Genomic DNA, 25,420 nt, shown 5'->3' with positions numbered 1-25,420 from the left:
CATGAAAAAATCCGACATGCCAAAGCGATGGTACGGGACACAGGGGAGGGCGTAAGCTGGTTGCCTTTGTGGAAACCGATGAAGATACTTCTACCCATAAGGTAGATCCGACGATCATAACTGATCCTGGTGCACGGCTTGCTTTCAAACTTGAACAACGCGGTATCCGTCGGCTCAAGGGTGAACGTCATGCCTTTGGTGTTCCTGAGGACACTGACACACGTTTTGTGCGGCGGAGAAGTTGTCGCAACTACGCAGATCAAATAGTCACGAAAGAACAACTGGGCGAAGTTCTTCGCTCGCTATCACAACGCCATTTCGACCGTCTGCCCTTTCCCAAGTATCGATATGGTTCAGCAGGTGGATTGTACCCGGTTCAAACCTATGTGGGTGTCCATTCTGGCAAAATCCAGGATGTGCCCGCAGGTCTTTACTACCATGATCCTAGGACCAATGAGCTGGTTGCCACGGGTGAACGATCAAGTGGCATTGTGGCAGGTCAGGCTGGACCAAATGTCTCGCTTATTGAGAGTGCATCGTTTGCTCTTTATTTTGTCTGCGACAAGTCGGCTATCGAACCTCTTTACGGTAAGGACCTGGGGGTGATGTTTGCCGCGATGGAGGTTGGTGCTATGTGCCAGCTTCTGGAAGACCAAGCTGCTGATCTTGAGTTGGGGTTCTGCCAGTTGGGCGCAATGAACGACCGAGATCTTCGTCGCGCACTGGATCTTGGGGATGGCTACATGCCCTTACATTGTATCGTCGGTGGCTTTGTTCCAGCAGACCAACATGACGAGGAAGCGCTGATCCGGGATTTCTCCAGTTATGAGAAGCAACCGAAATCGGATGTAGCGGATCAGGATTTTGGCACTGAGTTGGCGGAGTTTCTGAAAGACAGACTTCCAAATTACATGGTTCCACAACGGGTTGTCTCGTGCCGACGGATGCCATTGACTTCAAACGGCAAGATCGACAACAAGGTCTTGATAGACCTGCTTGAAGATGAACAGCCTTCCAAGGAAGGCACTTCTGCTGCGCGCGAGATAGCGACACAAGAACCGGCACGGCATCAAGGTATAATCAAAAACGCTAATGATGCCGACGTCGAAGTGTTGGAAACCAAAGTTATTGGGTGGTGGACTGAGGCACTTGGTGGTCGGAATCTAAGATCTCAAGACAGCTTCTTTGATGCTGGCGGCACATCCCTTGAGCTAGTGCGGGTTCACCGGCTGATGGAGCAAGAGCTTGGGGCTGAAATTCCAATTGTAGACTTGTTCCGCTTAACGACGCCGCATGAGACGGCACTCTATCTGGCGGATTTGCAGTCGCGCTCTGCAAAGGCTGAGCAGCTTGTTCAGAAAAGCGCAGAAACACATCAGTCTGTAAGACCTGAGAATCCAGCAAAAGCGAGCCGCTCGGCATTGTTGACGCGGCGTCATAATATGTCATCTGCACAGATGGAGGACGCGTAATGACATCGTCCAACATCTGGCAGTTGATGGAAGAACTTCGTCAAGGGCGGACCACGTCTCTTGAACTTGTTGAAACCTATGTACAGAACATTTCTGCGGCGAACTCAAAGGTCAATGCTATCAGCCAGTTGCGTCTCGATGAGGCGCGCAGAGAGGCAGAAGCAAGTGATGCCGCCCGAGCAAGGGGGCAGGCTCTAGGTGCTCTCGCTGGTATTCCTTGCACGGTGAAGGAGGCCTTTCACGTCGCCGGGCTTCGCAGTACGGCGGGTGCTAAGCACCTGGAAGATAACCTGGTGGAAGAAGACGCACCTGTGGTGGCAAAACTCAAGCACGCGGGGGCGATTGTGCTTGGGAAGACCAATATTCCAGCAATGACAGCTGATTGGCAGACTTATAATGACATCTTTGGCATTACTCGCAATCCGTGGAACATGGACTGTACAGCTGGTGGGTCATCAGGTGGATCTGCGGTTGCTGTTGCAAGCAATATGACCGCATTCGACATCGGTAGTGACTTATGTGGTTGTCTGCGAATTCCTGCGCATTTCTGTGGAGTTTATGCGCATCGTCCTAGCTATGGTCTCACATCAGTGCGGGGGCATATACCGGGTGATCCTGCCTCAGTCGTTGAACCTGATCTATGCGTATCCGGTCCTTTGGCGCGATCAGCACGGGACCTGACTTTGATCATGCAGGTGATGTTAGACCCCTGGATTGAGGCTCCTGAGTTCAAGCCGTCAGTCGATCGTGAGCGCCCCTTACGAGTGTTGGTTTGGTTAGAGGCGCCGGCGCACAAGACCGACAGCGTCATGCGAGAGCACATAAAAGAGATGCTGGGGCGTATTGAGCCAACCGCGCATGTTGAACTGGTCTACGGAGCTCCGGCGGAGTTCGATCTTGATGAAATCATTGATCTTACCATGGTTTTGACTGGCCGCCTGATGTCTACGGCGAGTTCCCCCATTGGGCGTATGGCATCAGCAGTAAATGCACTTGGATTAAAGCTTTTCAACTCGAAGGACAAGCGGGCTGACTATGCTTGGTCGATTGCCAAAGGGCAGATTGGGCTGATCGCGTTGATCGGGATCGTGCCGAGGTGAACGAGCGGGTGAATGCCTTCTTTGACCGGTTCGATCTTTTGGTGATGCCGGTGGCACCCGTCTGTGCATTCGAACACGATTTTAGACCATCCAACAAGCGCACGTTTGACGTTGATGGGCGGCCCATCGCCTACAATGAGCTCATGGTTTGGAATGCACTTGCGAGCGTTTTCGGGCTGCCGTCAACTATTATCCCTTTAGGGACAGGAGACAATGGACTTCCCGTTGGCATTCAAGCCATCGCCAAGCGCTTTAACGACATTACAAGCCTGGATTTTGCTGAACGCGTAGAGGCCGTATTGCCAGCGAGCCCTGCCCCAAAGGAGTTTTTGCTATGAGTACTGCGCAATCAGAGAACATTGTCTCTCAGAGTGTTGATGGCGTGTACGAGGGGCCGCTTTTGCCCGTCATCATTCAGATGTCCGTTCCGATTGTGATCGGATTTCTGATCCAGGTCTTCTACAACATTGCGGATACGGTCTGGATCAGCATGATTGATCCATCAAACCCTGCGATTATTGCTGGGGTTGGCCTGGTCTTTCCGTTGGGAATGATATTGTTTGCGATCGGCAACGGTTTGCAAGTTGCGATGGGCTCTGTTTTATCTCGCGCGATTGGTGCACGTGAGGATGCTGCCACGCAGGAGCTCTTTGCAGTTGGCCTTTTACAAGCCTTGCTCATAGGTGCTCTCGTTCTGGCCCTTGCTTTGATTTTCGGAGAGCAACTGCTCGCCTTACTCGGCGCATCGGGAGAACTGGAAACTTACGCTCTAGAGTTCTTCATTTATTCATTGCCAGGCGTAGTACCAATCGTTCTGATTGGTACCTTGATGGGTATGCTACAGGGCCAGGGCCGCATGACGGCCATGATGCAGGCTGTCTTGATTGGATCGGTCGTCAACATCGTGCTCGATCCGGTGTTAATTTTCGTGTTCGACATGGGCGTAAAAGGTGCGGCACTTGCAACTGTGATCGCCCAGTTCATTGTAATGGCAAAACTGCTTTTGACGCTCGCGATGGAACCCGGTGAGCTGCGCCTGAAGCTGATCCCCGTAAAAGGAGGCTTTAGTCTTTCAAAGAGACTGTCGACCATCGGATCTGCTCAAATGTGGATCCAGATCATCATCGCTGGCAGCGTCTTGATCTATAATCGGTTTGTGATCGATGTCGATCCCATGGCGATGGCGGCATTCACACTTGTTGGTCGACTGGACTTCCTCATTATGATCCCGATGTTCGGGATATCCACGGCCTTGCTGACAATTGCTGGTCAGAACTGGGGACGCAAGAATTACGACCGTGCGTTTGCTGTGCTCCGTATTGCGACGATTTTGGCGTTCGTGTGTGTTCTGGTTTTGGCACTGCTTCATATCCTGATTGCGCCCCTGATCTATCCGCTGTTTTCTCAGGTGCCGGAGGTTGTCAATTACGCAGTCCTGCAAGTGCGCATCATGGAGCTTTCGCTGCCCTTCATTGCGATTAGCCTTTGCGTTGCCGAGTTCCATCAGGCCATTGGCAAGCCTGCACCTGCTTTGATGCTGACGATTATCCGGCATTTTATCCTGTCGGTACCAGTCGTTTATGTGCTCATTTATATGCAGCAGATGGGGATTATGGGGGTTTACTTCGGAGCAATGTCGGGGACCTTCTTCGCCGCTGCGGTCGCCTATTACATGCGGTTTCGACTGGTCAGTGCTTACAGCAATGAAACCTCGATTCCAGCAATGGGGGATGCCTCATGACACATGCATCTCTCAGCCATGGGCAGCGGCGGGCTTTGGTGTCGCAAGAACTTCACCCAGCCTCTGCCGTTAGTAACATTGGCGGCATCGTGCGCATTCATGGGCCTGTGGATGTGGCAAGACTTGAACAGTCAATCGAGGCAGCGCAGTCGGAGTTCGAGGCTTTTAGATTGTCCATTGAGGTCGAGGAACGAGACACTTTTCAAAAGCTGAATACTAGTCCGACTGGTGTGATCCAAACGGTAGATTTGTCTAACTTGTCGCTGTCGAAGGACGATACTTTCGATGCATGGGCCGAGGCAGAATTTCGCACGCCCTTGAAGGAGGGCGAGTATCACCATTTTTGCGTGTTCAAAACAAAGGATGGTGGGGGGTATGTCGTGCGAATGCACCATGTCTTCACAGACGGTTGGGCGATGTCCTTACTGACATCATTCATCGAGCGGGCATACCAATCCGAAACGCCGAAAGACTATCGAGAGAACGGTCCATCTTATCTATCTGTTCTGGAACGTCGCACGGACTACTTTTCATCCGACCGATGTGCTCGTGACAAAGAATATTGGTCAGGCAGGTTAGCTCAGCACAAACAGTCTTTACCGGTTTCAGCGGGCGCAATTGGCGGCCAAGGAGTACGCACTGTTTTCACGTTAAGTGATGCACAATCAGAGTGCTTCAGATCGTGTGCTAGTCGGCTAGATTTGTCCTTGAACCAACTCCTGCTTCTTCTACATGCAGTTTACCTTGGCCACCGTGACGGCGCAAATACCGGAGTGATAGGGTGTCCCCTGATGGATCGGCGTAGTCGAAGCGAACGCCAAACCTTCGGGATGATGACAACGCACATTCCGTTCACTTGGACTTTGGATCCAAGTGAGAGTTTTGAAGAGCTGGCAAAACGGATCAAACTTGATTTCGGGAATGCTATCCGTCATGGCCAGATGCCTCCCGAATGTATGCAGGATTCTATTCCGGTAGATAAACGCCATACGGGTCCGTTGTTTGATAGCTGCATCAATTATTACGCTTTTGGACACAACGCAGACTTCGCTGGCTTCCCGCAATCTGTCGAAGATTTCTATACTGGCTGCCAGACATTTCGCTATCAGATTGTCCTGCGTGAGAATCGAGATACTGATGTCATTCAACTGGTTTACGACGATGCGCCGGCGCAGGAGACACGTGCTGAGATCAAAGCACTACATGCTGGTCTCATGTCCCTTGCCGAGCAGGCTAACGACAATCCGGGTATGACGCTATCTTCGGCAAGGGTCCTATCAGCCGAGCAACTTGCGGCACGCAGGCAGTTGATGACTGGACCGAGTCGACACCTTTCACCCACAGCAGATGTTGTAGAAGCGCTACGCCATTTTGCCCGAACAACACCGGATGCGATTGCACTAAGGACCGATAAAGATGTGATTTCGTATCGGCAACTCGAACAGCATGTTGAAGCGATCGTACAGGATTTACATGACGCGGGTCTTGGTGAAGGTGCAACCGTTGGAATCCTTGTGCAAAGAAGTCCACATACCGTTGCAGCACTTCTTGCGGTTTTGTGGCTCGGCGGTCGTTTTGTGCCTTTGAACCATGCATTTCCAATAGACCGTCTTGGTCATATGTGCGCGAAAGCAAAAGTTGACGCCATCTTACACGATCCCGGCGGTGCGACACTCGCCTTGAAACTTACAGACATCTGCATCCCTGTCGGTCTTAATAGGCTTAAAGCCCGAAGCAACCCGGTGCCATCACCGGTGAGAGGGAAGTCGGCCTATGTCTTGTTTACTTCTGGCTCGACGGGGTTGCCTAAGGGGGTGGAAATCAGCCGAGATAATCTTGATAACTATCTCCAGTTTTCATCGAGTGCTTATTATACAGCTGACGATTGCTCCGCCTTTTACACGCCCATCACATTTGATCTCACAATCACAGCTGTACTGTCACCGATCTCGGCGGGAGCGAGTATTCGGATATACGACGAAACGTTATCGGTCGCTGACATTTTTGAAGATATTGTTTCTGAGGCCCGTGTCACCACGCTCAAAATCACACCGTCACATCTCAAGATTTTGACGATGATCGAAGAGGGGCAATCGGCTTTGCGTCGGCTTGTCGTTGGGGGAGAAGACCTACGACAAAGTTTAGCGTCGCGTTCTGTAGATCGGTTTCCCAATAGTATCATTTACAATGAGTATGGACCAACAGAAGCAACAGTCGGCTGCATGATCTCGGTGTTTGACCCTAAAGGCCAGACAGAAAGCGTTCCGATAGGCGCCCCGATCGATAACATGCAAGTGCACATCCGAACACCCTGGGGCAGTGATGCACCAATAGGTGCGATTGGTGAAATAGTACTAGAGGGAGCATCCGTCGCACTTGGATATGTTGACGAGCCAGAACTCACATCCGCAAAGTTCTCACAAGCAGATCATATGCGCGGTGCAAGAATGTATCGTACTGGTGATTTAGCCAAATTTCATGCAGAAGAGTCGTTGGTGTACCTTGGCAGGCGCGACCGTCAGATCAAGTTACTTGGAAACCGGATTGAGTTAGACGAAGTTGAAACTGCAGCATCCAATTGCCCGGGAGTAACACAGGCTGCGACGGTTGTTTTGCTCGATCATAACAGTGAGCCGAATGCTCTTGCAGTAGCCTTTACACCGTCCAGCATTGAGATCGAAACCGTGCGGGCATGTCTTGAGGCAGCATTGCCCAGCCAGATGATACCACATGTGTTTGTGGGATTAGACTGTCTGCCACTCACGAAAAATGGGAAGGTGGATACAGAGCGGTTAGCGAAGGAACTGGCTCCAAATGTACAAAGCACGTCTTCGATGGAAGAAAGCGAACTTCAAGTTCAAGTTCGTGAAGCCATTGAAGAGATCTTGAATGTGAAAGGCATCGGAGCTGACGAGAACCTATTCTTGTACGGTTTGGATTCCATCAAGAGCTTGCGTATTGCCGCGAAGCTACAACCCTTTGGCATGACATCGCCTGATATCCTGAAACTGGCATCATTGCGTGGCATAGCTGTGAAGTGCTGCAGTCAGGCTCAGGTTGTAGATGACATTCCCCTGGGATCTTTGCCTCTTTGTTTGACGCCAGCCGCACAATGGTTCCTCAGTTGGAATGCACCGCGTTTGGACCGATATGCACAGTTCGCTATTGTGAATCTGAAAGAGCCTACGTCAATGGAAAGGGTCGCTGGAGCTGTCGCTAAACTCACCGAGAACCATGAAGCTCTGCGGCAGATTATTGATCAGCCAAATGATCAGGTAGGTCATAAGTTCCGGGCCACTTCCAATGTCCCGATTGTCGCGCTGGGAGAAGATCAAACACTTGAAAATGCAGTGGCGGCTGTCACCAGCAGCATCGATTTGGCCTCAGGGTGTTTGGTTGCCCTAGGCTCCTACGGAGCAACTAGCACACGCTTTCTCCTCGCAGTTCACCATCTTGCCGTCGACGCCTATTCTTGGCTCCTGTTGTTGCAAGAGTTGGATGCGATATTGAGCGGTACGGTTGCAAGCTCCGTTCCAAGTATGAGCGGTGAAGCATCCAATCGCGGTGCTTATCTTGAGAAGGTTGCGCGTGATTTACCACGTGCTCAAATTGAGGACTGGCATCGACTTGTAAGTGCTACTGGCCCGGCGTTTCAAAAGCAGATCAGCTGTCCATCTGAACAGCCCTTTACTCAAATGTCACGCAAGATCGCACTGAATGGAGTTGCGCTGGAAGGGCTTGCGCGAGATCTCTTTGGACTTAACGCAGAGACCTTGACGATTTCGGTTATTCTGAAAGCACTGTCTCATTGGACTACAACAGCATCATGTCAAATTGAACTGGAACGTACAGGTCGTACTGAGATTGCTGGTGTTCCATCCAATCTGAACGAAGTTGGCTGGTTCTCAGCGCTCTTCCCAATCGCGCCGCCCTCCTTCATGGGATCATGGGACCAGTGTTTTAGGAATGTCATCTCGCATTTGGCTGAGCTTCCGACGGCCCCAGAGCTCTTCGGTGCGTTGCAACAACTTATGCCGGAGAAGTTTAAATACCATCCGCAAGTTCGCCTCAACCCTCTTGGATCGTCTGTCGGTGTCGACTTAGAAAAGCTGACTGTTGATGCGAGGGACTGTGGTTTGCACAATGGAACAGGTATGCACAGTCAATGTGCTGCTGAGCTGGATGTTGCCTGGACATCCACTGAAGTTCTGCTGCACTTGCGTGCGGATACATTTGAAATATCTATTGAAAATCAAGAGCTTATACTTGAGTGTGTGGTTAGTGCGTTCAAAGAAGTTCATTTACATATTTCGCAACGGGGTGGGCGCGAAACAAATATCTTAGACTTTGATGCCGTTGATCTGTCCGAAGATGAACTCGTGCTCTTGTTAGATGCAGCCTCAGAATTACGCGAGGTGGAGCGGAATGAAGCATGATATCGAAACACTGGCAAAACTAAAGATCGAACGCCATGAGCCACCGACCGAGGTGAAGGCCAAGAAACAAGCTTCTATTCTTCGAGATCTGATTGTTTTCCTCATTGGGACTGTGTCTGGGGCTGCAGGTCTGAGTTACATGGAAAGTGATTTTGATCTTGAAAGCGCGTTCTTACAGCCCTTGGCGGTAGTGCCTGATACCGGATCGCAACCAACTAAAAATCAAGAAGCCAATGCAAAAGATGTTTCGGAGGAGCTTGCACCTTCTGCTGTAACGAAGGCTGCTGCATTTGTTCCTACGTCGGCCGCTTTAGAAGCGACCGGGTATGTTCGTGCACCGCGACGCATTCAGGCAGTGCCACAGATAGGCGGCAAGGTTGAAGCCGTTTTTTTTGACATTGGCGAACACGTGGAAAAAGGCGACATCCTCGCTAGCTTAGACGACGAGTACGCTCAGATTGCGCACGATCAGGCCAAGTTAACGCTGAAGCGCGAACAAGCTGTCTTGTCCGAAACCAAACTGTCTTTGGAGCTGGCGGAAGCACAGCTGGAACGTAACCGCTTGCTGTCAAACAAAGGGCTACTCACATCGCGCACTCTGCAGGAGAGTGAGGTGGAAGTTGCTATTCTCAATACTCGGTTTCTAGCGCAGCAACAAGCGACCAAACTGGCTGATGCCAATCTTCGTTTGAAAGCATTAGACCTGAAGAAACACCTTGTTCGCGCAGCATTTTCTGGTGTCATTGTTGAACGCTTTGCAAGCCCAGGTGATTACGTATCCCCTACATCAAGTGCGACACAATCTGGTTCCAACCAAGGATTGGCAACCCTAGTGGATACCTCCAGTATCGATGCAGTGGTCGACGTATCTGAAAAACTCGTCTCACAAATCCAGCCAGGACAATCAGTTCTCGTGTCGGGAAATGGTGCTGATATTCCAGATATGCCGGGCCGTGTCAGCAAAGTCATTCCGATGGTCGACCGCGGACGGGCCACGGTCAAGATACTCATCAAACTGGATGAGTATGATGCTCGGTTTCTGGCCGATATGGGCGTCCGGGTTCGCTTTTTCTCATCCACCAATATATCCAATCAAGGACATTGAACATGACGAAGACAAATATTCGAATTCAAAACCTGTCCAAACACTTTGAGCAGGGCCAGGTTGAGACCCACATTTTCCAGGATCTCGATCTGAGTATCAAAGAAGGTGAATTTGTTGCCGTCATGGGGCCTTCAGGATCTGGCAAAACCACTCTGCTCAATTTGATTGGTGGTATCGATTCACCAGATGCCGGATCCGTTGTGGTGGACGGGCTTGATCTAGGCTCCGCATCCAAGAAGGAACTGGCGAAATTCCGTTCGCAGACCATCGGGTTTATTTTCCAGTTCTACAATCTGCTTCCCTTCCTGAATGCTGAAGACAACGTGGCGTTACCGTTGCAGCTGACAAGATTGAGTAGCAAAGAGAAGAGTGAGCGAGTAGCGCTGGCTCTAAACATTGTGGGATTGAGTGAGAAGGCAAAGTTCAAACCGAGCCAGCTTTCTGGCGGGCAAGAACAACGTGTAGCGATCGCACGAAGCATCGTGTCCGATCCGGCAATTTTGCTGTGCGATGAACCGACGGGCGACCTCGATCAGAAGACTGCAGATGAGATCATGGATTTGCTCTCTGCGTTGAGCGAAAGCCACAACAAGACGATCGTGATGGTGACGCATGACCCACGTGTTGCCCAACGCGCGTCACGCATCATTCACTTTGACAAAGCTGATCGTTTCACACGCATCGCCGAACCAGCGTAGCAGGAGGACACAATGCCTTTGCTCCTAAAAATGACGTGGCAATCTATGCTTCGCAAACCGCTTAGAACAATACTTGTCATGATGACCATTTCTTTTGCTTTTGCAATCTTTGGTCTTGCTGACGCCATCGACAATGCGTTCTCCGGTGGACGCGATTTGTCTCAAACCAAGCGTTTGATCACAAATCACAAAGTTTCGATGACAAACACGATGCCTATTCACTATGGCGATCAAATAGCTCAACTGGACGGCGTCACCATGGTCACCCACGCAACGTGGTATGGGGGCTACTATCAAGATGAGCGAAACCCAGTGACTGTCTTTGCCGTTGATGCGCAAAAGTACATTGAGATCTTTGATGAACTGGTCTTTGCAGATGAACAGAAGTCGGCATTCTTATCTAACATATCTGGTGCGGCTGTCGGCCGTGCAATGGCTGACCAGCAAGGCTGGCAGCTTGGTGACAGAGTGCAGATACATTCCAACATCTGGCGGACCAAGCATGACACCAATGTGTGGGACTTTGAAATTCTGGCAATCTTTGAAGGCGAAGACACCAACACTGAAACCAACTTATTTCTGATCCATCACGATGGGTTCGATGAAACCAGAAGCTATGGCAACTACAGTGCAGGTTGGTTTTCAATCAAAGTAGAACCCAGTGATACGAAAGAGCAACTGGCGATAGCAGCTGAGATTGATGCTCTTTTTGCCAACTCTGAATCGGAAACGAAAACAGCAACCGAACAGTCATTCCTTGAATCTTTTTCAAACCAGTATGCCGATATCGGCCTGGTTTTGAAGATGGTCATGGGGACTGTTGTGGCAACACTCTTGATTGTATGTGCGTCAACCATCACGCAATCTGCTAGGGAGCGCCAAAGAGATTTTGCCGTGCTTCAAACTATGGGGTTCCGTGTACCCTGGATATCCACTTGGATTGCATTGGAATCTTTCTTCACTGTTCTCATCGGTGCTGTGCTGGGCATCGTGATGGCCATGCTCTTTGCAGGGCGTCTCAAGGTGGTCTTCACAGAACTCATCCCTGAAGTGACGATCGGATTTGGCGACTTAGCATTTGGTTTGATGATCTCTGCTGGCGTTGGCCTTCTCGCTGCAATCTTGCCGATGTTTGAGCTGTCCAACACGCCCATCGTGAAAACCCTGAGCCGGAGATAACTCAATGGTATACCAAGTCATTACGTTGGTCGCGAACGGCTTAAAAAGCACGTTAACACGACTTTCGGGCGTATTCGTTGCCATCTTTTGTGTGGCCAGTGTGGTTTTTTTATTCATATCTGTTCTCTCGATGCTAGCAGGTTTCAGTAAGACTATGAGTAGAACCGGCCAAGAGGATGTTGCGGTCATCATGCGTTCTGGCGCTTTGTCTGAAGTGAACAGCGTCCTTAACGTATCTGATCTACCAGCGATGCTGGCGCATCCTGAGATCGCCTCAGAAGGGGATACCAAGTTGGCTTCGGGGCAATTCTACCTTGTCGTGGAACTGGCCAAAAAGAATGGTCAAGCTGTGAACGTTCCTATGCGTGGTATCGAACATGAAGAAACCGCACTGCATCCAGATTTTGTGTTGTCAGCAGGTCGAATGTTTACACGTGGCACCACAGAGATTGTTGTTGGTACAGCAGCCTCCGGACAGTTCGCCGGTTTAGAACTCGGGAACACTGTGAACATTCAGGGCGCTAACTGGACTGTCGTTGGATTGTTTGATGATGGTGGAAATGTTTATGAGTCTGAGATTTGGGCTGACTTGCAAACGATGCAAGCAGTGTTCCAACACCAAGATACGCTTCAGTCATTGCGGGTTAAACTGACCTCACCAGCAGTTTTCGACAGCTACAAAGCAGCGATCCAAGGGGATCCTCGGTTTGATCTCCAAGTCGAGCGAGAAACGGACTACTTTTCATCGCATGGCAGTGGGCTCATCACCTTGGTGCAAAAGACGGTGGATCCCTTGGCTATGTTGATGATGGTTGGTGCGATCTTTGCAGCGTTGAATGCAACATATGCATCTATCTCAACGCGAATGACGGAGATTGCAACGTTGCGCGCGCTTGGTTTCACAGATGGGGCAATGTCACTGGCTGTTCTTTTGGAGGCGATCCTGGTTTCTCTGATTGGTGGACTGATAGGGATCGGGGTCTCATATCTCATTGTTGATGGCTTCTTGTTCTCTACGATGAATGGCGAAGCATTCAGCCAGCTGGTGTTCCGGTTCAATGTTACTCCGATCATTGTGGCGCAGGGCATAGCAATGGCCTTGGCGATTGGTCTGCTATCGGGCCTTTTGCAGCATGGCTGGCGATCCGAACTCCGCTTCATATCGCGTTACGCAAAGCGTGACAGTTGCAGTTGCTCACTGCCCAATCAGGGCATTGAGCAACTGTGGCCGATCTTCTGGAGTAGGATGAAAAAAGATGAATGATCCGACAGGTGATATCTCTCCTTTCGACGTAGCAATTGTCGGAATGAGCGGAAAGTTTCCTGGTGCTCGCTCGGTGGAAGCGCTTTGGGACGCGCTGCTTAAGGGTGTCGAGTTAACGTCGCCAAGGTTTGCCCCGGTGTCGTCGACAGAGATTGCGCATTCTGACACTCCGGCCGTCAAGCGCATACTGCTCGATAATATGATCGATGATCTTTATGGGTTTGATGCTGAATTCTTCAATGTGTCGCCATTGGATGCAAAGCTGACAGATCCACAACATCGGTTGGCGCTCGAGTCTTGCTATGATGCCTTGACACGAGCGAATGTGCCCAATGCAAAGAGTCCCCTTGTGATGAAGGAAGGCGACCATCCGACCATTGGCCTTTTTGCCAGCAAGTACAGCAATACTTATTTGCTTGAGCGTGTTTATCCTGCTGTTATCCAAAAGGGTGGGATGTCTGCCTTGCAATCCCAGATCGCGAATGACGGCGATCACCTTGGTCCGTTTATTGCGTATAAACTTGGGTTGAGTGGACCTGTCATTTCGGTTCAAAACGCTTGTTCCAGTTCATTGGTGTCGGTCCATCTAGCTTGCGAGTCATTGATTTCTGGACAGTGTGATGTGGCATTGGTTACGGCAGCCACTGTTAGTCTTTGGCAAAATGGCTCGTATGATGTCACCGAAGGGGCTCTGACTTCGAATGATGGCCATTGCAAACCGTTTTCGACCACCGCTGATGGCACGGTGTATACGAATGGCGTTTGCACCGTGGTTCTGAAACGACTTGAAGATGCTGTGTCGGATCAAAGTGATATCTATGCTGTGATAAAGGGATCGGCAGTCAACAACGACGCAGAGCGTCGGATGGGCTATGCGGTACCCTCGGTTGACGGGCAGAAGGCGGTTGTTTCAAAAGCTCTAAGTACAGCCTCGGTTGATAGTCGTCAGCTTGATTTTATTGAGTGCCACGGCACCGGGACGAACCTGGGTGATAAGATCGAAGTGCAAGCGCTTCAAGATGTTCACAAGATGCGCGAACACAACTCACAGCCCTGCTACTTGAGCTCTGTAAAGGCCAATATTGGTCACCTTGGTGTTGCCTCTGGGTTGGCTGGCCTTATCAAGGTAAGCCTGAGTTTACGGACAAGCCTGCTGCCGCCTCAGCTCAACTGTCCGCAATCATTACCTGAAATCTCTAATAAGGAATCTGGATTTGGAGTGAACCAGAATCTTGCTGAGTTGCCTAAGACCCGGCAGAGGTTTGCGGGGCTGAGCTCTTTCGGTTTAGGCGGAACAAACGCTCACGCGGTTCTGGCAAGCTGGCCGCCTATGACATCCGACGCTGAAGAAAGACCGGATACGGTGGGGGGCTCAATCATCTTGCCTTTTAGTGCTCGAACTCAAACAGGGTTGGATCGTTTGATTGAAGATATTGGGCGACGTCTTGAAACGATTGGCCCGGTATGGCTGATGACATGGCGCGGTGCCTTTATCATCACCGTGAAGACTATCCTGTTCGTGCCGCTGTGGTCGTGGAGCACGGCACGCTTTTGAATTCTCACGACACATTGAAGGATGGCCTCAACTTTAGTGAAGCTAAGGATCTCGTCGAACCATATCTTTTGTTTTCAGGTTCGGAACAGGTGGCTACAGATCTTCTGGATCTCGAAGTCGACGAGGGATATGCAAAGGCCATTGCGCACTGGAAATCTATAATTTCTGTAGACCTAAGATCTCCATCATTGCTTTCACAAAGGGTTCTTTCTGTTGTGAGCCAGTGTGCCAAGGCAACGCGAGTAGCGACTGAAGTCGGACCTATTGCAGCACTTGCTGGTGATGGAACTGGTTGGATTGCCGCTTTGCTTTTTGCTGGTGTGCTTTCAGGAGACCAAACCGTGGAAATGCTGGAAGGTTTACCAGACAAAGAAGGCGATATTGACATTGATGGGTACGTTAGAAGCTTCCTCAATGTCCGCGGTGTTCGTACTGATCAGGGTCCGGCGCGAGTACTGAACTCACTGGATTGGAATGGCAAAATTGGCGTTCCGTCTTACTTGAATGGGCTTATCGCGGCAGCGTTAAATCAGAACGCAATCTTTATCGAAGTCGGTTCGCCAGGGGCTTTTAGCGAAGCGCATCACGATTTTTCCGCCTCAGGCAACAAACTTGCGTTTCATTCATTTAGTGCCTTGTCAGGTGATAGCTTAGAGCGTTTGCGGGCATTTCTTTGGAGCAACGGCGCAATCAAACTTCGTGCTCCTGTTGCAAAGAACGGCTTTTGCCCCGCCCTACCAGTACCGGAACTGATCCATACGCATTATGAGATTCCTGCCGCAAAGATACTGGTCGAAGAGATAGATGGAGAGGAGCTAGAGCTCTCCTTGAAACAAAATCTTCAACGTCTCTGGCACGAGGTGTTTAGCATCAAGGCAGCGATCGATGATGACATAATCTTTGAACACGGAGCCACCTCGCTAACAATCGCGAACTTTGTTGAAACCTTGTGCCGCGAGCTGGATGTCCACTTGGAGATTGCGGACATCTATGAGTGCCCCTCATTCGCAGCTCAGTTGCAGCTGATCAAGGAACGGATGTGAAATGAATACTGGGCGAAAAATTTTGATTGCTGTGCATTTCGCACTCATTAGCGCGTTAACCGCTGCGCTTCTGCCAATGCCTGCTAATGCGGTGCAGCAGGAGAACACACAATCACGGGCGTATCTTGAGGAACAATTGGATGCATTGATGCGGGATGGTGCCATTCCAGGGCTAGCTGTCTATGTCTCCAGCCCAAACGGTCAATGGACTATCTTTAAAGGCGTGCAAGATCTTGACAACTCTGTTCCTGTGGGGCCGGAGACCATCTTTGAGATCGGGTCAAACAGCAAAGCCTTCACGGGTGCATTAGCCAACTGTATATTGCGCGTGGCATCCTAGATCCAAATCGTAGTGTGCAGTCATATCTGCCTTGGTTTACGCCATCCTATAATGGTGTTGAACCTCGTGTCCGCGACCTAATGTATCATACCTCTGGTTTGGCATTTGGTACAATCGAGCATGTTAGAAGTGGGAACTCTGACAGTGCAGAGAAGATCGTTCGGAGCTTAGTCAACGATTCATTGGTGTTCGAACCAGGGACTGCATTTTCTTATGCAACCCTAAACTACACAGTTCTAGCACTGATCATCGAGGAAGTGACCCAAAAGTCGTTTGCTACGCTGATCAGAAGCGAGATCCTAGAGCCTTTGGATTTGAACAAGACTTGGATCCCTGACGGAACTGCAGCTCCACAGACAAAGAGTGATGGGCACAAGTTACGCTATGGCCAAGCTGCCCGTGTGGAAGCACCACTTCACATTGGTCATGCACCCGCCGGTTACATCCACTCAAACTTGTCTGATATGAGACTGTGGGCAGAGGCCATTTTAACAGCTGCTAAGAAACCAGCTTCTGAGTTGGACACTGCCTTTGCTCAATCATTAAAGCCCAACATGAGCGTTGCGCCATCACCGACCTACGGATCCTTCTATGGTACTGGATGGTTTGTATTCAACACATGGGGGACAGAGTATTATCACGCCGGAGCTAATCCAACATTTTCATCCTGTATCGACATAAAACCCGACAATGATACTGTCATTGTTGTTCTTGCAAACCTCAACTCAAACTTGGTCGCAGAGTCTTGTCGTTCCATCCTCTTTTATCTAGAGACTGGGAATTTTGGACATAGCAGCGAGTTTTTTAAGACAATTGACCGCTACGCAATGGGCTTGTCTGCGCTCGCATTAGTTGTTGTCTTTGTCACATTGGCTTTATGCCTCTATCGATGTTTTTGCATCTTTAAGGAAAAACGCATCTCGACTCGGATAGGGGTTTTAAAGAGCGGCTTTTCATTGGCGCTTTGGGTTGGATTGGCGACTGGCTTGGCCCTCGTTCTTCCATCCATGCTGTTCTACATGCTTCCCTTGTCAGTCTTGTTTGAGTGGGGGCCATTGAGTTTGGCACCGACAATTATTCTGCTTTGGTGCGCAGCCGCACTTGCAGCTTTGTTCCGGTTCCTCGGCACCTGGCAGAGCACTACGCTTAGATAGGAAAACGCGATGATGCCTATTGATTTGTTTTGTATTCCTTATTCAGGAAGTTCTGCGACGACCTTTTACAAATGGCGTCCGAAGCTGAATGAAGGAACGCGGCTTGTCCCATTGGAATTAGCAGGGCGGGGCATGCGGATGCGTGAACCCCTCTATCAATCCGTGGAGGAAGCTGTGAGTGACCTTTATGAGAAACTTGTAAAGGAACGAAAGTCATCTTCTTACGTGATTTTTGGCCATTCGGTCGGTGGCCTTTTGACGTTTGAACTAACCCAGAAGATTCTTGCAAAAGGAGAGATTGAGCCGCCGTCGCACTTGTTCTTTTCGGCATGCCGCCCACCTCATAGCGCACATGACGAAGAGGTTGTCCATACTTTGCCCAATGATCGTTTTATGGAAAAAATATTTGCGCTTGGCGGAACATCAATCGACGTCCTGAGTAATCCATCTTTGATGGAGATGTTCCTGCCTATCATTCGGGCGGATTACCGGCTTTATGAAACCTATGTGTACCCGGGAAACACGCGCAAATTGCCGTGTCCCGTGACAATCCTGTCCGGAGATTTAGACAAGTTGGCCACACCAGAGTGCCTTACAGAGTGGCAAGTTCATGCACCATACGGGTTCCAGCACAAGGTTCTGCAAGATACTGGGCATTTCTTTGTAGAAGATCGGTTGGACGACACAATAGCCTCAGTAAACACCGTCCTTTCGGCAGTTGATGAGGGATTACGGGAGACTTCCTGAGGCAATGCTTAAAGAGGCGATATCGCGCTTTTGCTAGCCAATCATCTGGAATGGTAGTTCCAGAAACGTGACTTGGTCATCGCTCGCGCTCTGGCTTTCTATAGCAGATGACATGTAGTGCTTAGGCGTAGGTTGGCAGCTTTGTGTGATCCAGTTGAGTGGCGCACCTGTCTGGCTGTCACAAATACGGCTCTTATGATCCAAAGCTTCAACGAAAAAGCTCTTTAAAGAATGGCTCATACCTAGTCCGATACCTTTGATGTATGCCTCTTTTGCAGTCCAAAGCTGAAAGAAGGTTTGCTGTCGTTCAGTGTCTGCCACACTGTTAAGGAGATCGGTATCCTGCGAGGCCAAAAATGTCTTGGCTAGGTTTGCGGTATCTATATTGAGATTGACACACTCAACATCGACACCGATAGGGGCCTGGAACGCGACAGCAAAAGCGACAACTCCTTTCGTATGCGAGAGACTAAACTGAATGGGGTCTTCATCACATGCACGAATAAGTCTGGGTTTCCCATGCGACCCGATGGTGAGCGGAACGTCAGTGGGCGTTTGGCACGTCATGGCTCCGAGCGCGAGCCGCTTGATCGCGTGGGCAACGACGAAACTGTCGTGGTCGGTGCGAAAGTAAAAGCGAGCTGCCCGAGCGCATTCCTCCGGGCTTAGGTAGTTCTTAAGCTCGTCCGTTTCGCATGTCTCTGGGATCTCAGAAAAAAAGGCAAACGGGGTTTTCTTGGATTGAAAATGGGAGACAGCGAACTTTGAAAGCTGGTCGTTGATACTCGTGATCATGTGATGCCGTTTGCTCGTTTCCATTTGCGTAGCCGTGTGCGGGCGTTGGCATAGGGAGATGAGGTATTGAATTGGATCATACGCCCTAAGGTGTATTTCTCATACCAATTTGCCCCATAGAGGCGCTCGTCTGTCTGATCGGAAATGAAATCGACAATCTCCTGCTTGGCGCCTTTAAAATCCTTCAAAAGCTGATCGAAAGCGACGTCTTCATAATCTGAATAAAATTTCTGAGCGAGCAGGCCAAGTTGGTTCCATTGAAACCCAGTTTCCGGAAAATCGATCGGTGCGTCTTTGGCATCAAGATCAAGCCATTTCAGGACTAGATGGTTCCAGCCAACCAGATAGCTGACCAGATTGTGTACATTCATCATCGTGCCCTTTGCGTGCCCTTCCAGGGTCGCCTCTCTGCATAACGCATCAGGGACAGTTTCAAGGTCTTTGAAAAGTTTTGCAAAATTCACTTCGATTGCGTTAAGCAACTCGCTGCGGGATGTTGGAATCGGCATGCTGAAATGTCCCTTTTTCAAATATTACCAGTCCATCACGTTGCGTTAATAGATGACACAGATGGTTGATTTTGATGTTGAGTTCACTGCCTGCGGTAAATGCAACCAATTATATGTTATGGGTTTTACTCTGATGCTGCAACGATCAACTTTAGCGAGTTCAAGAGACTAATTACCTATTTCTCTGGTTGTAGCCCTAGTGGAAGCAGCGCTTTGCCTTCATCGCTCATTAATCAAGGCAAAATCAGTTTGCTCACTCATTTGAGTGGATAGCGTCTTCTTCACATGTAGCTATGAAAACAGAGAAGAAGAATGAAGAAATCAGCACTATTGGCTCTTGTAGCGGTTATGTCCTACATAGGTCCAAGTTCAGTAACCGCGCAAAATGCTGCTCATTATGATCACCTATCTGCGCTAGACGCATACGAGCAATCATACTTCATTAATCCAAGCTATTTTCTTGGAGAGGGTAACTATAAAGCAGCTTTCTTGATCCCCAAACCTGCTCTAGTTATAAAGACCTGTATTGTTCAAGGAAACACTCCCTTAAGTTGCTTTAATGAAATGCGCGCTCAGATCGAGGATTACAATACATTAGAGCGAGACTTTCGGGATCAGCTTGTTAATTTTTATCCAACAGATCATACCAGAATTAATCCGTTCGTGTGTGCTCAACACGATGCAGAAAATCCAAGTAAAGATTGTCACTTCATGCTCGAAGAGTTTCTTTATGGGACTTGGATGCCACTTGCACGCAGATTTTCAATCGCTCGAACGTTCTGGAGTTTGTCATTGGTCATACTTAACGGATGAAGCAACCTTTGCTTACGAGTTAAAAAAGGCGATGGAGCCCTTGTTCAATGATGGTGGGTATACAAAACTGACAGGATCAGTGAATGGGAGTTCTATTGCCTCCATTTCAGGTACTTTGGCCCGTGTCAGTTATGCCTTTGAGGATTTGCAAGGCTCATTTGCCTCCAAAGGATTTATTATTAGTGACACTGGAGTATACACAGGCGATGACTATAAAGAGGATCGAAATTGCCAAGTAAACTGGTTGTGTGCACTTGCTAAAGAACTTGATGCGAACGCGTCTTGTAGTTTTATCAGGCAAAACGAGTAGCTGTATCAGCTTGATATTCCCCTGATTTACAGTCTTAAGCGAGCTGAGCCCCAAATCGTGATGGTCTCAGTTCGCTACAAGTACATAAGAGCCCTGAGCTCCAGCCGATGCGGGCTGGACGTCCTCTCGATATGTCTGCGGAGCCATGTGCTCATAGCAAAATTGCGAAGCAATTTCGGTTAAGCTACAGCACGAGTAATGGTGCTGGCATACAATGCGAGTAGCCTCCGTGTCTTGGTATGTTATCAGTCAGTACATAAACAGCTTTGCTGTACTGGCTGCTGTAGGAGAGCAAAAAACTTTCATACTGAAGAACCCATTGTAGTCATACGCCATACAATCTGCCTTTGCGTATGCAGCAAGTCGCTCGTGACCATTTGCGGACATTCATCCTAGCTTAAAGCAGCACTGGCTGCAGCAAGACATCAATTTAAGATTGGTTTCACTCACCTTGGCTCTATGGGCGGAAAGCAGACCCTCACTGCAGTCGCTAGATGTTGCCAGCAGTTCAATGTAAGTAGACGTTCGGCATTGGATTAAGTTTAAAATGACTGAGTTCGACGTTACGGACAGGAGGCAAAACCTCAACGTCGATGGGCTAAGAAGGCTCATTTGATCGTGAGTTTATAGATACGTCCATTGAATTGCGCATGCACATCACAATCAACTTTACCTAGTACACGCCTGGTCTCCTGAGTTTTTTGCCTTCGTTCCGAGTAAAGTTGGATTCACAATCGCGAGTTTTCGTGTCATAAACTCACCTATTGAGAGTGAGTCACATTTTTATCGTGCTAAGGTTGAAGGTGAACAGATGAAGATAAGATCTCTTCAGCAGAAAGGCCAAATTGCATATTCAAGGTAAACGTGATGCAGTCCGTATCTTGTTCGTCATAGCCAAGGCTGGCGAGCCGGTCAAAAGAACAGCGCCGAAGGGAGCCTGCGCAGTCATCAATGCCGAGAAGAAACTTCAGGCGTTGGATTTCTGGATGCGCAATCCGGACTATCTGGCTTCTGAGATCCTGAACCAGTACGAGGCCGATCTATCTCAAAAACAACTTCTCAAATTAGCTGATAAGGTGATGTCGGGTGACGAGCCCGATATTCGGCGCCTAGCAATGCAACGCTTTCTATTTGGCGCGTGGGAGGCGCTCGATGACGCAATCGCTACTTTGACTTTGCCTGGTTTAGTGAGGATGCAACGCTCTTTCACGAATGACGGCACAAAAATACGCCAAACCAGCTACTACCTTACGGATGAGGGTGCTGCTAAAGTGGCAGAGTTAGAAAAGATCGAACCTCTCGATTGGTATGCGGCCCGCGCTGAGATAGTCGCTCTGATCGCCGGCACTCGGTCAGGCAATCAACTTAAGTCGGTTCAATACAAGGTCGCCGAGTATAATGATGCTCGGCATGGTACCATTATTGCGCCCATTCGGGACGAAGTAGATGCTCGTCTTAAGGAATTGAAAGCGGCGGCATGAGCACGAAAAACGAGAAAGAACTTCCTTTCCCAAAAGCTGTTGCCAAAAAAATCGGCCGACCGGCCAAGGAAGTCAACGAAACTCTCGCGCGTTATTCCATCGAGCCAGCCGGTGCAGCTCCGTCCGCCAGACCTCTGCGGGTTGTTAGAGTCGCCTTTTCGGGGTCAAAAACGATTGATGAACAGGAGGTGCCTTTTGATTTCGAGTGGGACGTCGATAGCAACGGCGTTTGGGGTATCTTGGCCGAAGAAAACCTCGTCGGCAAATCTTCGATTTTGCAGGTTATTCTTTGGGCATTGCGTGGGCGGTCAAAGAGCCTAACTGCGACCGTCAAAAACTGGATTCAGCATGTGGACGTCACCTTCCGAGTAGACGAGCGCTATCTCCGCGTTACGTTCGATGTTGAAGATGAAGATCCTTCTGGGAATATTGCCTTTGGTAGTTCAGCCGAAACGGCAATAAACCGCGAGTTTGATGGCACCGAAGAGTTCCAAGAAATCATGCAGGAGTTCATGCTATCGGGGCTTGGGCTTGAACCTATTCCGGCAAGCCAAGTGGCAGCCGGACGGATCATCGCTTATGACGATGGCTGGGCTGCTTATACTGGTGCTTTTCTGACAGACGCCGATAGCGACGCGATCATTGGTGAGCAGGTCGGAAACGATTTGATTCAACGATTGCTCCAAGTCTACATTGGAATTCCATGGGTTAGGACCTTTTTTCAGGCACGCAGGCATACTCGACTTCTGGAACAGGACAGTACCGTGCGGAGGCGCGCGCTCAGAGGCTTAGGAGGGAAGTCTCTCGAAGATCTTGAAAGCGACTTGGCTGACGTCAACGCAAAGCTTGAGGATGAAGGAGCAAGTAACTTGGCGTCTCAACAGTTGAACGCGGCCCACATTGAGCGCGATGAACTGGCCAATAAGCTCGAAACTCTTTCAACTTCGGTTTCCGATGCCAAGACTACTGCTGTAAAATGCCGTCAATCGAGGATTGATGCTGAGCAGGCCGTGAATGCTTTGGCTGAGGAAACTGCTGCATCCAAGTTTTTCGGTTTACTCACGCCACACTCGTGCCCACGTTGCAGTGCGAAAATTGAAGTTGACAAGCTTAAGAAAGAACAAGACACGAATGAGTGTTCAGTTTGCACAGAGGTCCTTGTTCAGGCTGATCCAAACGCGGCTGCCGCTGAGAAGCTCCGAAGAGATGAGAGGCTTAAGGACGCAAAAAAGACAGAGCGCGACGCAGAGAGATTTGTAAAACGCTTGGTGGAAAAGCAAGTCGCTGCCCGCGAAGCGCTGGATGCTGTGGGACAAACATTGACTCGTTTAGCCGCAGCCGGAACCGCTGCTGATGCAGGCTTGCTACAATCAGAGAAAGACCGGCTTGAAGGTATGATCCAAGCTGTAACTGCGATCTTGGAAGCTGAAGATGACACAGCGGATGACCTTCTTATAGTGCGTGCCGCGCAAAACGAAGCAGAGGAACGAGTCAAACAAGCTTCGATTTCTGTCATGGCTGAAATTTCTGAGGAGGTGACCCGCTTGGCGAAGGCACTTGGCATACGTGACGTCGAATCCGTCACTTTGAAGCGGAATGCTCATGTCAACGTCGTGAAAGGTGGCAGTGTCTCTAAATGGAAGGATTTGTCGCCTGGCGAAAAGTTGCGGCTACGAATTGCAACGGTTATCGCATTGTCGCGCGGACCGAAATCACTTGGTATGGGACGCCATCCAGGACTGCTTCTGATTGACTCACCTGGCCGAGAAGAAATGCAACAAGAACACCTTGAAGAGACTATTGCAGAGCTGGTGAATCTTACAAAAGAGTACCCTGACTACCAGATGTTCATCGCAATGACCGGTGTTCCTAGCGATCTTCAGACAGTTGATACTGATCGTATTCGTTTTGCGGAGAAAGGGCAGTTCCTTTGGTAGCGGCAGCGTTCACTTCACGCGCTGAAAGTGTGTGGGAGCCAACTTGATGAACTCGCTGGAGGATATCATTGTAGAACTTGAGTCTGCTGGCCTTGCCGTAACCCTTGAAGCACTCGGCGGAGTGGAAGAGGTGTTGGATTCAGAGTTTCACCTGTCATCCGCGTTTGGCATAGTCACGAATGCACTGAGTAGCGACTGGTCGATGATCGGGGACCATCAGTCTGTCGTCCAGCGACTTGCTGAGGGTCTCGAACGAAACGCAGATCGTATTGCGGTGCGTGAAAGCGTTGGCGCATTGCAGCGTTTGCCATTGGAGCTATACGCCCATTTGTTTTTGCGCTGGAACGGCGAACACGCAATCTGTCGGAACACCCTTTATTGCAAGCAGAGGCGTCCGCCGGTATTCTGCGTTTCGCCCTCGCTGACGGTCAATGGAGCACAGTAGCATGTGCTGCACTCCAGGCGTATGAGCCAGGACGTGATCCGCTCGCAGACCCACTTTATTGTCGCCTCTTATCAGCCGCCCATGACTTCCTTGGCTTTGCCGAAGCCGCAGCACTACTTGAAGCTTATGCAAAGTTAGGAACATCAGCCCCGCAGGCTAAATTCGAGCGAGGGCTCGTTGAAGTTTCTTTAGCTCTTTCAGAAACGTCAAGCGATGAGGTTGAAGCACGTTTAGAAGAAGCAGAGCGCTGGCTTGCTGCTGCGGTAAATGCAGACGAAGAGCGCCGGGATACAAAGACATATCATTTATTGATCAAATCGATCCTTAGTGTCCGGAAATCAGAAAGAGACGTCGTCGGAGATCTATTTGACGAGTTGAAAACCGAAACGCTTGTTTCTGATCTGTGGGATAGACCAGCTCCTGGCATGGAATGGCTAATGTCTCCGAGTTACACACGTTCGGCATGGGTTCCCGTAGTTGAAAGCCTCGGGCTTATCGCAGGTAAGCTGGATGAACCAAGTTGCTAGATGCCTCAACCGTTTTGGAGCACGTATATCACCTCTACAGCGTGAGCAGATCTATTCGGCCTGGTTCACCCGATATCGGTGAGTTTCTAAAACCATCTATAGAGGCCGCTTTCGTTCGAGAACGGGGATTAGCATCTCATCTCCAGCAATGGTTAGATATGGCGCCGCGAGAACATTTTCGTCGATCTGACGCTGAGCGGCTCCGTGTGAACATTCAGAGCATCGATGAGAATAATGCGCCCCCAAAAAAGCACTAGGGGGTGGGTCCAATGGCCCTTCAGCCACCCCTTCGTTTCTATTGGAGGGGCTTTCACCAGAAGGTAGAGAACTTGTAGCAGTCGTAAGCAAAACTTTTTGGCTTCGAAGCGACATGACCTTAGTTCAGGAGCGATTGTTCCATTCCGTTATTTCAAGGCTCAAAGACTCCAATGACTTTCATGGGGAGGTTCGAGCTCATTTCGAGCATTTAGTATTTTTGCTCATCAAGTTCCTCACTGACAGGATTGATGGAGAGGGTAAACGCTTCAACTATCTTCGGAGGTTCGATAAGAAAGCTGAAGCACCCAAGGAAGGCGCCCTTCAAGCTGATTTACATAACTTTCTAATTGCCGTAATTGCCGCAGAAGTAGAAAAGACTGACATAAGCTCGGCAGAGCAGACATCTATATTCCACGACAGAGTTTTCGACTAATCATTGAGCTCAAGCGTGCATTCTCTTGGTCTGATGAGGAATTGCAGCCCTTTCTCACCCAAACGGTCGCTTACAGTC

22 protein-coding genes are annotated in these 25,420 nt (G+C 49.7%); 20 read left to right on the top strand and 2 right to left on the bottom strand.

Annotated features, from left to right (window positions below; all coding sequences use genetic code 11):
- The first annotated feature begins 68 nt into the window (after positions 1–68).
- The 14 genes from JCM12308_RS25335 to JCM12308_RS25270 all read left to right on the top strand — a co-directional run bounded on the left by JCM12308_RS25335 (position 69) and on the right by JCM12308_RS25270 (position 17,834).
- The gene (locus tag JCM12308_RS25335; RefSeq protein WP_054785504.1) at positions 69–1,472 is read left to right on the top strand and encodes a SagB/ThcOx family dehydrogenase; all 1,404 of its coding nucleotides are present in this window, start codon (positions 69–71) and stop codon (positions 1,470–1,472) included.
- A complete protein-coding gene (locus tag JCM12308_RS25330; RefSeq protein ID WP_054785503.1) occupies positions 1,472–2,572 on the top strand; it encodes an amidase family protein in 1,101 nt (366 codons plus the stop codon). Before JCM12308_RS25335 ends, JCM12308_RS25330 begins: the two co-directional genes overlap by 1 nt.
- Entirely contained in the window at positions 2,569–2,910 is a 342-nt protein-coding gene (locus JCM12308_RS25325; RefSeq protein WP_054785502.1) for an amidase family protein, read from the top strand. Before JCM12308_RS25330 ends, JCM12308_RS25325 begins: the two co-directional genes overlap by 4 nt.
- Positions 2,907–4,313: an MATE family efflux transporter gene (locus JCM12308_RS25320; RefSeq protein WP_054785501.1), complete on the top strand. Its 1,407-nt coding sequence runs from the start codon at positions 2,907–2,909 to the stop codon at positions 4,311–4,313. Before JCM12308_RS25325 ends, JCM12308_RS25320 begins: the two co-directional genes overlap by 4 nt.
- Complete coding sequence (locus JCM12308_RS25315) at positions 4,310–8,749, top strand: non-ribosomal peptide synthetase (RefSeq protein ID WP_054785500.1); 4,440 nt, start codon at positions 4,310–4,312, stop codon at positions 8,747–8,749. The genes JCM12308_RS25320 and JCM12308_RS25315 overlap by 4 nt, the downstream gene beginning before the upstream one ends.
- Positions 8,739–9,854, top strand: a complete 1,116-nt coding sequence (locus tag JCM12308_RS25310; RefSeq protein WP_054785499.1) for an efflux RND transporter periplasmic adaptor subunit — start codon at positions 8,739–8,741, stop codon at positions 9,852–9,854. The genes JCM12308_RS25315 and JCM12308_RS25310 overlap by 11 nt, the downstream gene beginning before the upstream one ends.
- Positions 9,855–9,856: 2 nt before the next feature.
- Complete coding sequence (locus JCM12308_RS25305) at positions 9,857–10,552, top strand: ABC transporter ATP-binding protein (RefSeq protein ID WP_014285858.1); 696 nt, start codon at positions 9,857–9,859, stop codon at positions 10,550–10,552.
- A gap of 81 nt (positions 10,553–10,633) precedes the next feature.
- Positions 10,634–11,731 carry an ABC transporter permease gene (locus tag JCM12308_RS25300; RefSeq protein ID WP_164845366.1) on the top strand — a complete coding sequence of 366 codons (1,098 nt, stop codon included), beginning with the start codon at positions 10,634–10,636 and terminating at the stop codon, positions 11,729–11,731.
- 4 nt (positions 11,732–11,735) lie between these two features.
- Positions 11,736–12,995, top strand: coding sequence for an ABC transporter permease (locus tag JCM12308_RS25295; RefSeq protein WP_128647498.1), 1,260 nt, complete (start codon positions 11,736–11,738; stop codon positions 12,993–12,995).
- Entirely contained in the window at positions 12,988–14,550 is a 1,563-nt protein-coding gene (locus JCM12308_RS25290) for a beta-ketoacyl synthase N-terminal-like domain-containing protein (protein WP_054785497.1), read from the top strand. The genes JCM12308_RS25295 and JCM12308_RS25290 overlap by 8 nt, the downstream gene beginning before the upstream one ends.
- Positions 14,460–15,593 (top strand): acyl carrier protein, encoded by a 1,134-nt coding sequence (locus tag JCM12308_RS25285; RefSeq protein WP_128647497.1) that lies wholly within the window; start codon positions 14,460–14,462, stop codon positions 15,591–15,593. The genes JCM12308_RS25290 and JCM12308_RS25285 overlap by 91 nt, the downstream gene beginning before the upstream one ends.
- Position 15,594: 1 nt before the next feature.
- Positions 15,595–15,933 carry a serine hydrolase gene (locus JCM12308_RS32610; RefSeq protein ID WP_054785495.1) on the top strand — a complete coding sequence of 113 codons (339 nt, stop codon included), beginning with the start codon at positions 15,595–15,597 and terminating at the stop codon, positions 15,931–15,933.
- Between the two features lie 14 nt (positions 15,934–15,947).
- Complete coding sequence (locus JCM12308_RS25275) at positions 15,948–17,087, top strand: serine hydrolase domain-containing protein (RefSeq protein ID WP_164845365.1); 1,140 nt, start codon at positions 15,948–15,950, stop codon at positions 17,085–17,087.
- A gap of 9 nt (positions 17,088–17,096) precedes the next feature.
- Positions 17,097–17,834 carry a thioesterase II family protein gene (locus JCM12308_RS25270; RefSeq protein WP_014285853.1) on the top strand — a complete coding sequence of 246 codons (738 nt, stop codon included), beginning with the start codon at positions 17,097–17,099 and terminating at the stop codon, positions 17,832–17,834.
- Between the two features lie 33 nt (positions 17,835–17,867).
- Here the strand turns inward: JCM12308_RS25270 and JCM12308_RS25265 are convergent, their stop codons facing one another.
- A complete protein-coding gene (locus tag JCM12308_RS25265) occupies positions 17,868–18,629 on the bottom strand; it encodes a 4'-phosphopantetheinyl transferase family protein (RefSeq protein WP_054785493.1) in 762 nt (253 codons plus the stop codon).
- Positions 18,626–19,159, bottom strand: a complete 534-nt coding sequence (locus JCM12308_RS25260; protein WP_342029947.1) for a ClbS/DfsB family four-helix bundle protein — start codon at positions 19,157–19,159, stop codon at positions 18,626–18,628. Before JCM12308_RS25260 ends, JCM12308_RS25265 begins: the two co-directional genes overlap by 4 nt.
- A gap of 658 nt (positions 19,160–19,817) precedes the next feature.
- Between JCM12308_RS25260 and JCM12308_RS25250 the strand changes: the two genes are divergently transcribed.
- The 6 genes from JCM12308_RS25250 to JCM12308_RS25230 all read left to right on the top strand — a co-directional run bounded on the left by JCM12308_RS25250 (position 19,818) and on the right by JCM12308_RS25230 (position 25,342).
- Positions 19,818–20,261 carry a hypothetical protein gene (locus tag JCM12308_RS25250; protein ID WP_164845364.1) on the top strand — a complete coding sequence of 148 codons (444 nt, stop codon included), beginning with the start codon at positions 19,818–19,820 and terminating at the stop codon, positions 20,259–20,261.
- 845 nt (positions 20,262–21,106) lie between these two features.
- Complete coding sequence (locus JCM12308_RS25245; protein ID WP_054785489.1) at positions 21,107–21,742, top strand: hypothetical protein; 636 nt, start codon at positions 21,107–21,109, stop codon at positions 21,740–21,742.
- A complete protein-coding gene (locus tag JCM12308_RS25240) occupies positions 21,739–23,679 on the top strand; it encodes a hypothetical protein (protein WP_054785488.1) in 1,941 nt (646 codons plus the stop codon). Before JCM12308_RS25245 ends, JCM12308_RS25240 begins: the two co-directional genes overlap by 4 nt.
- 46 nt (positions 23,680–23,725) lie before the next feature.
- Positions 23,726–24,124: a hypothetical protein gene (locus tag JCM12308_RS28040; RefSeq protein ID WP_128647494.1), complete on the top strand. Its 399-nt coding sequence runs from the start codon at positions 23,726–23,728 to the stop codon at positions 24,122–24,124.
- The gene (locus tag JCM12308_RS25235) at positions 24,058–24,651 is read left to right on the top strand and encodes a hypothetical protein (protein ID WP_054785487.1); all 594 of its coding nucleotides are present in this window, start codon (positions 24,058–24,060) and stop codon (positions 24,649–24,651) included. The genes JCM12308_RS28040 and JCM12308_RS25235 overlap by 67 nt, the downstream gene beginning before the upstream one ends.
- Positions 24,652–25,021: 370 nt before the next feature.
- Positions 25,022–25,342, top strand: a complete 321-nt coding sequence (locus JCM12308_RS25230; protein WP_054785486.1) for a hypothetical protein — start codon at positions 25,022–25,024, stop codon at positions 25,340–25,342.
- Positions 25,343–25,420 lie beyond the last annotated feature (78 nt).

Source organism: Pseudovibrio denitrificans JCM 12308, assembly GCF_001310815.1.
Classification (GTDB): Bacteria; Pseudomonadota; Alphaproteobacteria; order Rhizobiales; family Stappiaceae; genus Pseudovibrio; species Pseudovibrio denitrificans.
This window is presented reverse-complemented; position numbering and strand designations above follow the sequence as displayed.

Bases quoted from the DNA above. Each gene is read 5' to 3' on its own strand.
- JCM12308_RS25330 (WP_054785503.1), top strand. From the start codon at position 1,472: ATGACATCGTCCAACATCTGGCAGTTGATGGAAGAACTTCGTCAAGGG.
- JCM12308_RS25320 (WP_054785501.1), top strand. From the start codon at position 2,907: ATGAGTACTGCGCAATCAGAGAACATTGTCTCTCAGAGTGTTGATGGC.
- JCM12308_RS25315 (WP_054785500.1), top strand. From the start codon at position 4,310: ATGACACATGCATCTCTCAGCCATGGGCAGCGGCGGGCTTTGGTGTCG.
- JCM12308_RS25310 (WP_054785499.1), top strand. From the start codon at position 8,739: ATGAAGCATGATATCGAAACACTGGCAAAACTAAAGATCGAACGCCAT.
- JCM12308_RS25305 (WP_014285858.1), top strand. From the start codon at position 9,857: ATGACGAAGACAAATATTCGAATTCAAAACCTGTCCAAACACTTTGAG.
- JCM12308_RS25300 (WP_164845366.1), top strand. From the start codon at position 10,634: ATGACCATTTCTTTTGCTTTTGCAATCTTTGGTCTTGCTGACGCCATC.
- JCM12308_RS25295 (WP_128647498.1), top strand. From the start codon at position 11,736: ATGGTATACCAAGTCATTACGTTGGTCGCGAACGGCTTAAAAAGCACG.
- JCM12308_RS25290 (WP_054785497.1), top strand. From the start codon at position 12,988: ATGAATGATCCGACAGGTGATATCTCTCCTTTCGACGTAGCAATTGTC.
- JCM12308_RS25285 (WP_128647497.1), top strand. From the start codon at position 14,460: ATGGCTGATGACATGGCGCGGTGCCTTTATCATCACCGTGAAGACTAT.
- JCM12308_RS32610 (WP_054785495.1), top strand. From the start codon at position 15,595: ATGAATACTGGGCGAAAAATTTTGATTGCTGTGCATTTCGCACTCATT.
- JCM12308_RS25270 (WP_014285853.1), top strand. From the start codon at position 17,097: ATGATGCCTATTGATTTGTTTTGTATTCCTTATTCAGGAAGTTCTGCG.
- JCM12308_RS25265 (WP_054785493.1), bottom strand. From the start codon at position 18,629: ATGATCACGAGTATCAACGACCAGCTTTCAAAGTTCGCTGTCTCCCAT.
- JCM12308_RS25250 (WP_164845364.1), top strand. From the start codon at position 19,818: ATGCAGAAAATCCAAGTAAAGATTGTCACTTCATGCTCGAAGAGTTTC.
- JCM12308_RS25240 (WP_054785488.1), top strand. From the start codon at position 21,739: ATGAGCACGAAAAACGAGAAAGAACTTCCTTTCCCAAAAGCTGTTGCC.
- JCM12308_RS28040 (WP_128647494.1), top strand. From the start codon at position 23,726: ATGAACTCGCTGGAGGATATCATTGTAGAACTTGAGTCTGCTGGCCTT.
- JCM12308_RS25230 (WP_054785486.1), top strand. From the start codon at position 25,022: ATGACCTTAGTTCAGGAGCGATTGTTCCATTCCGTTATTTCAAGGCTC.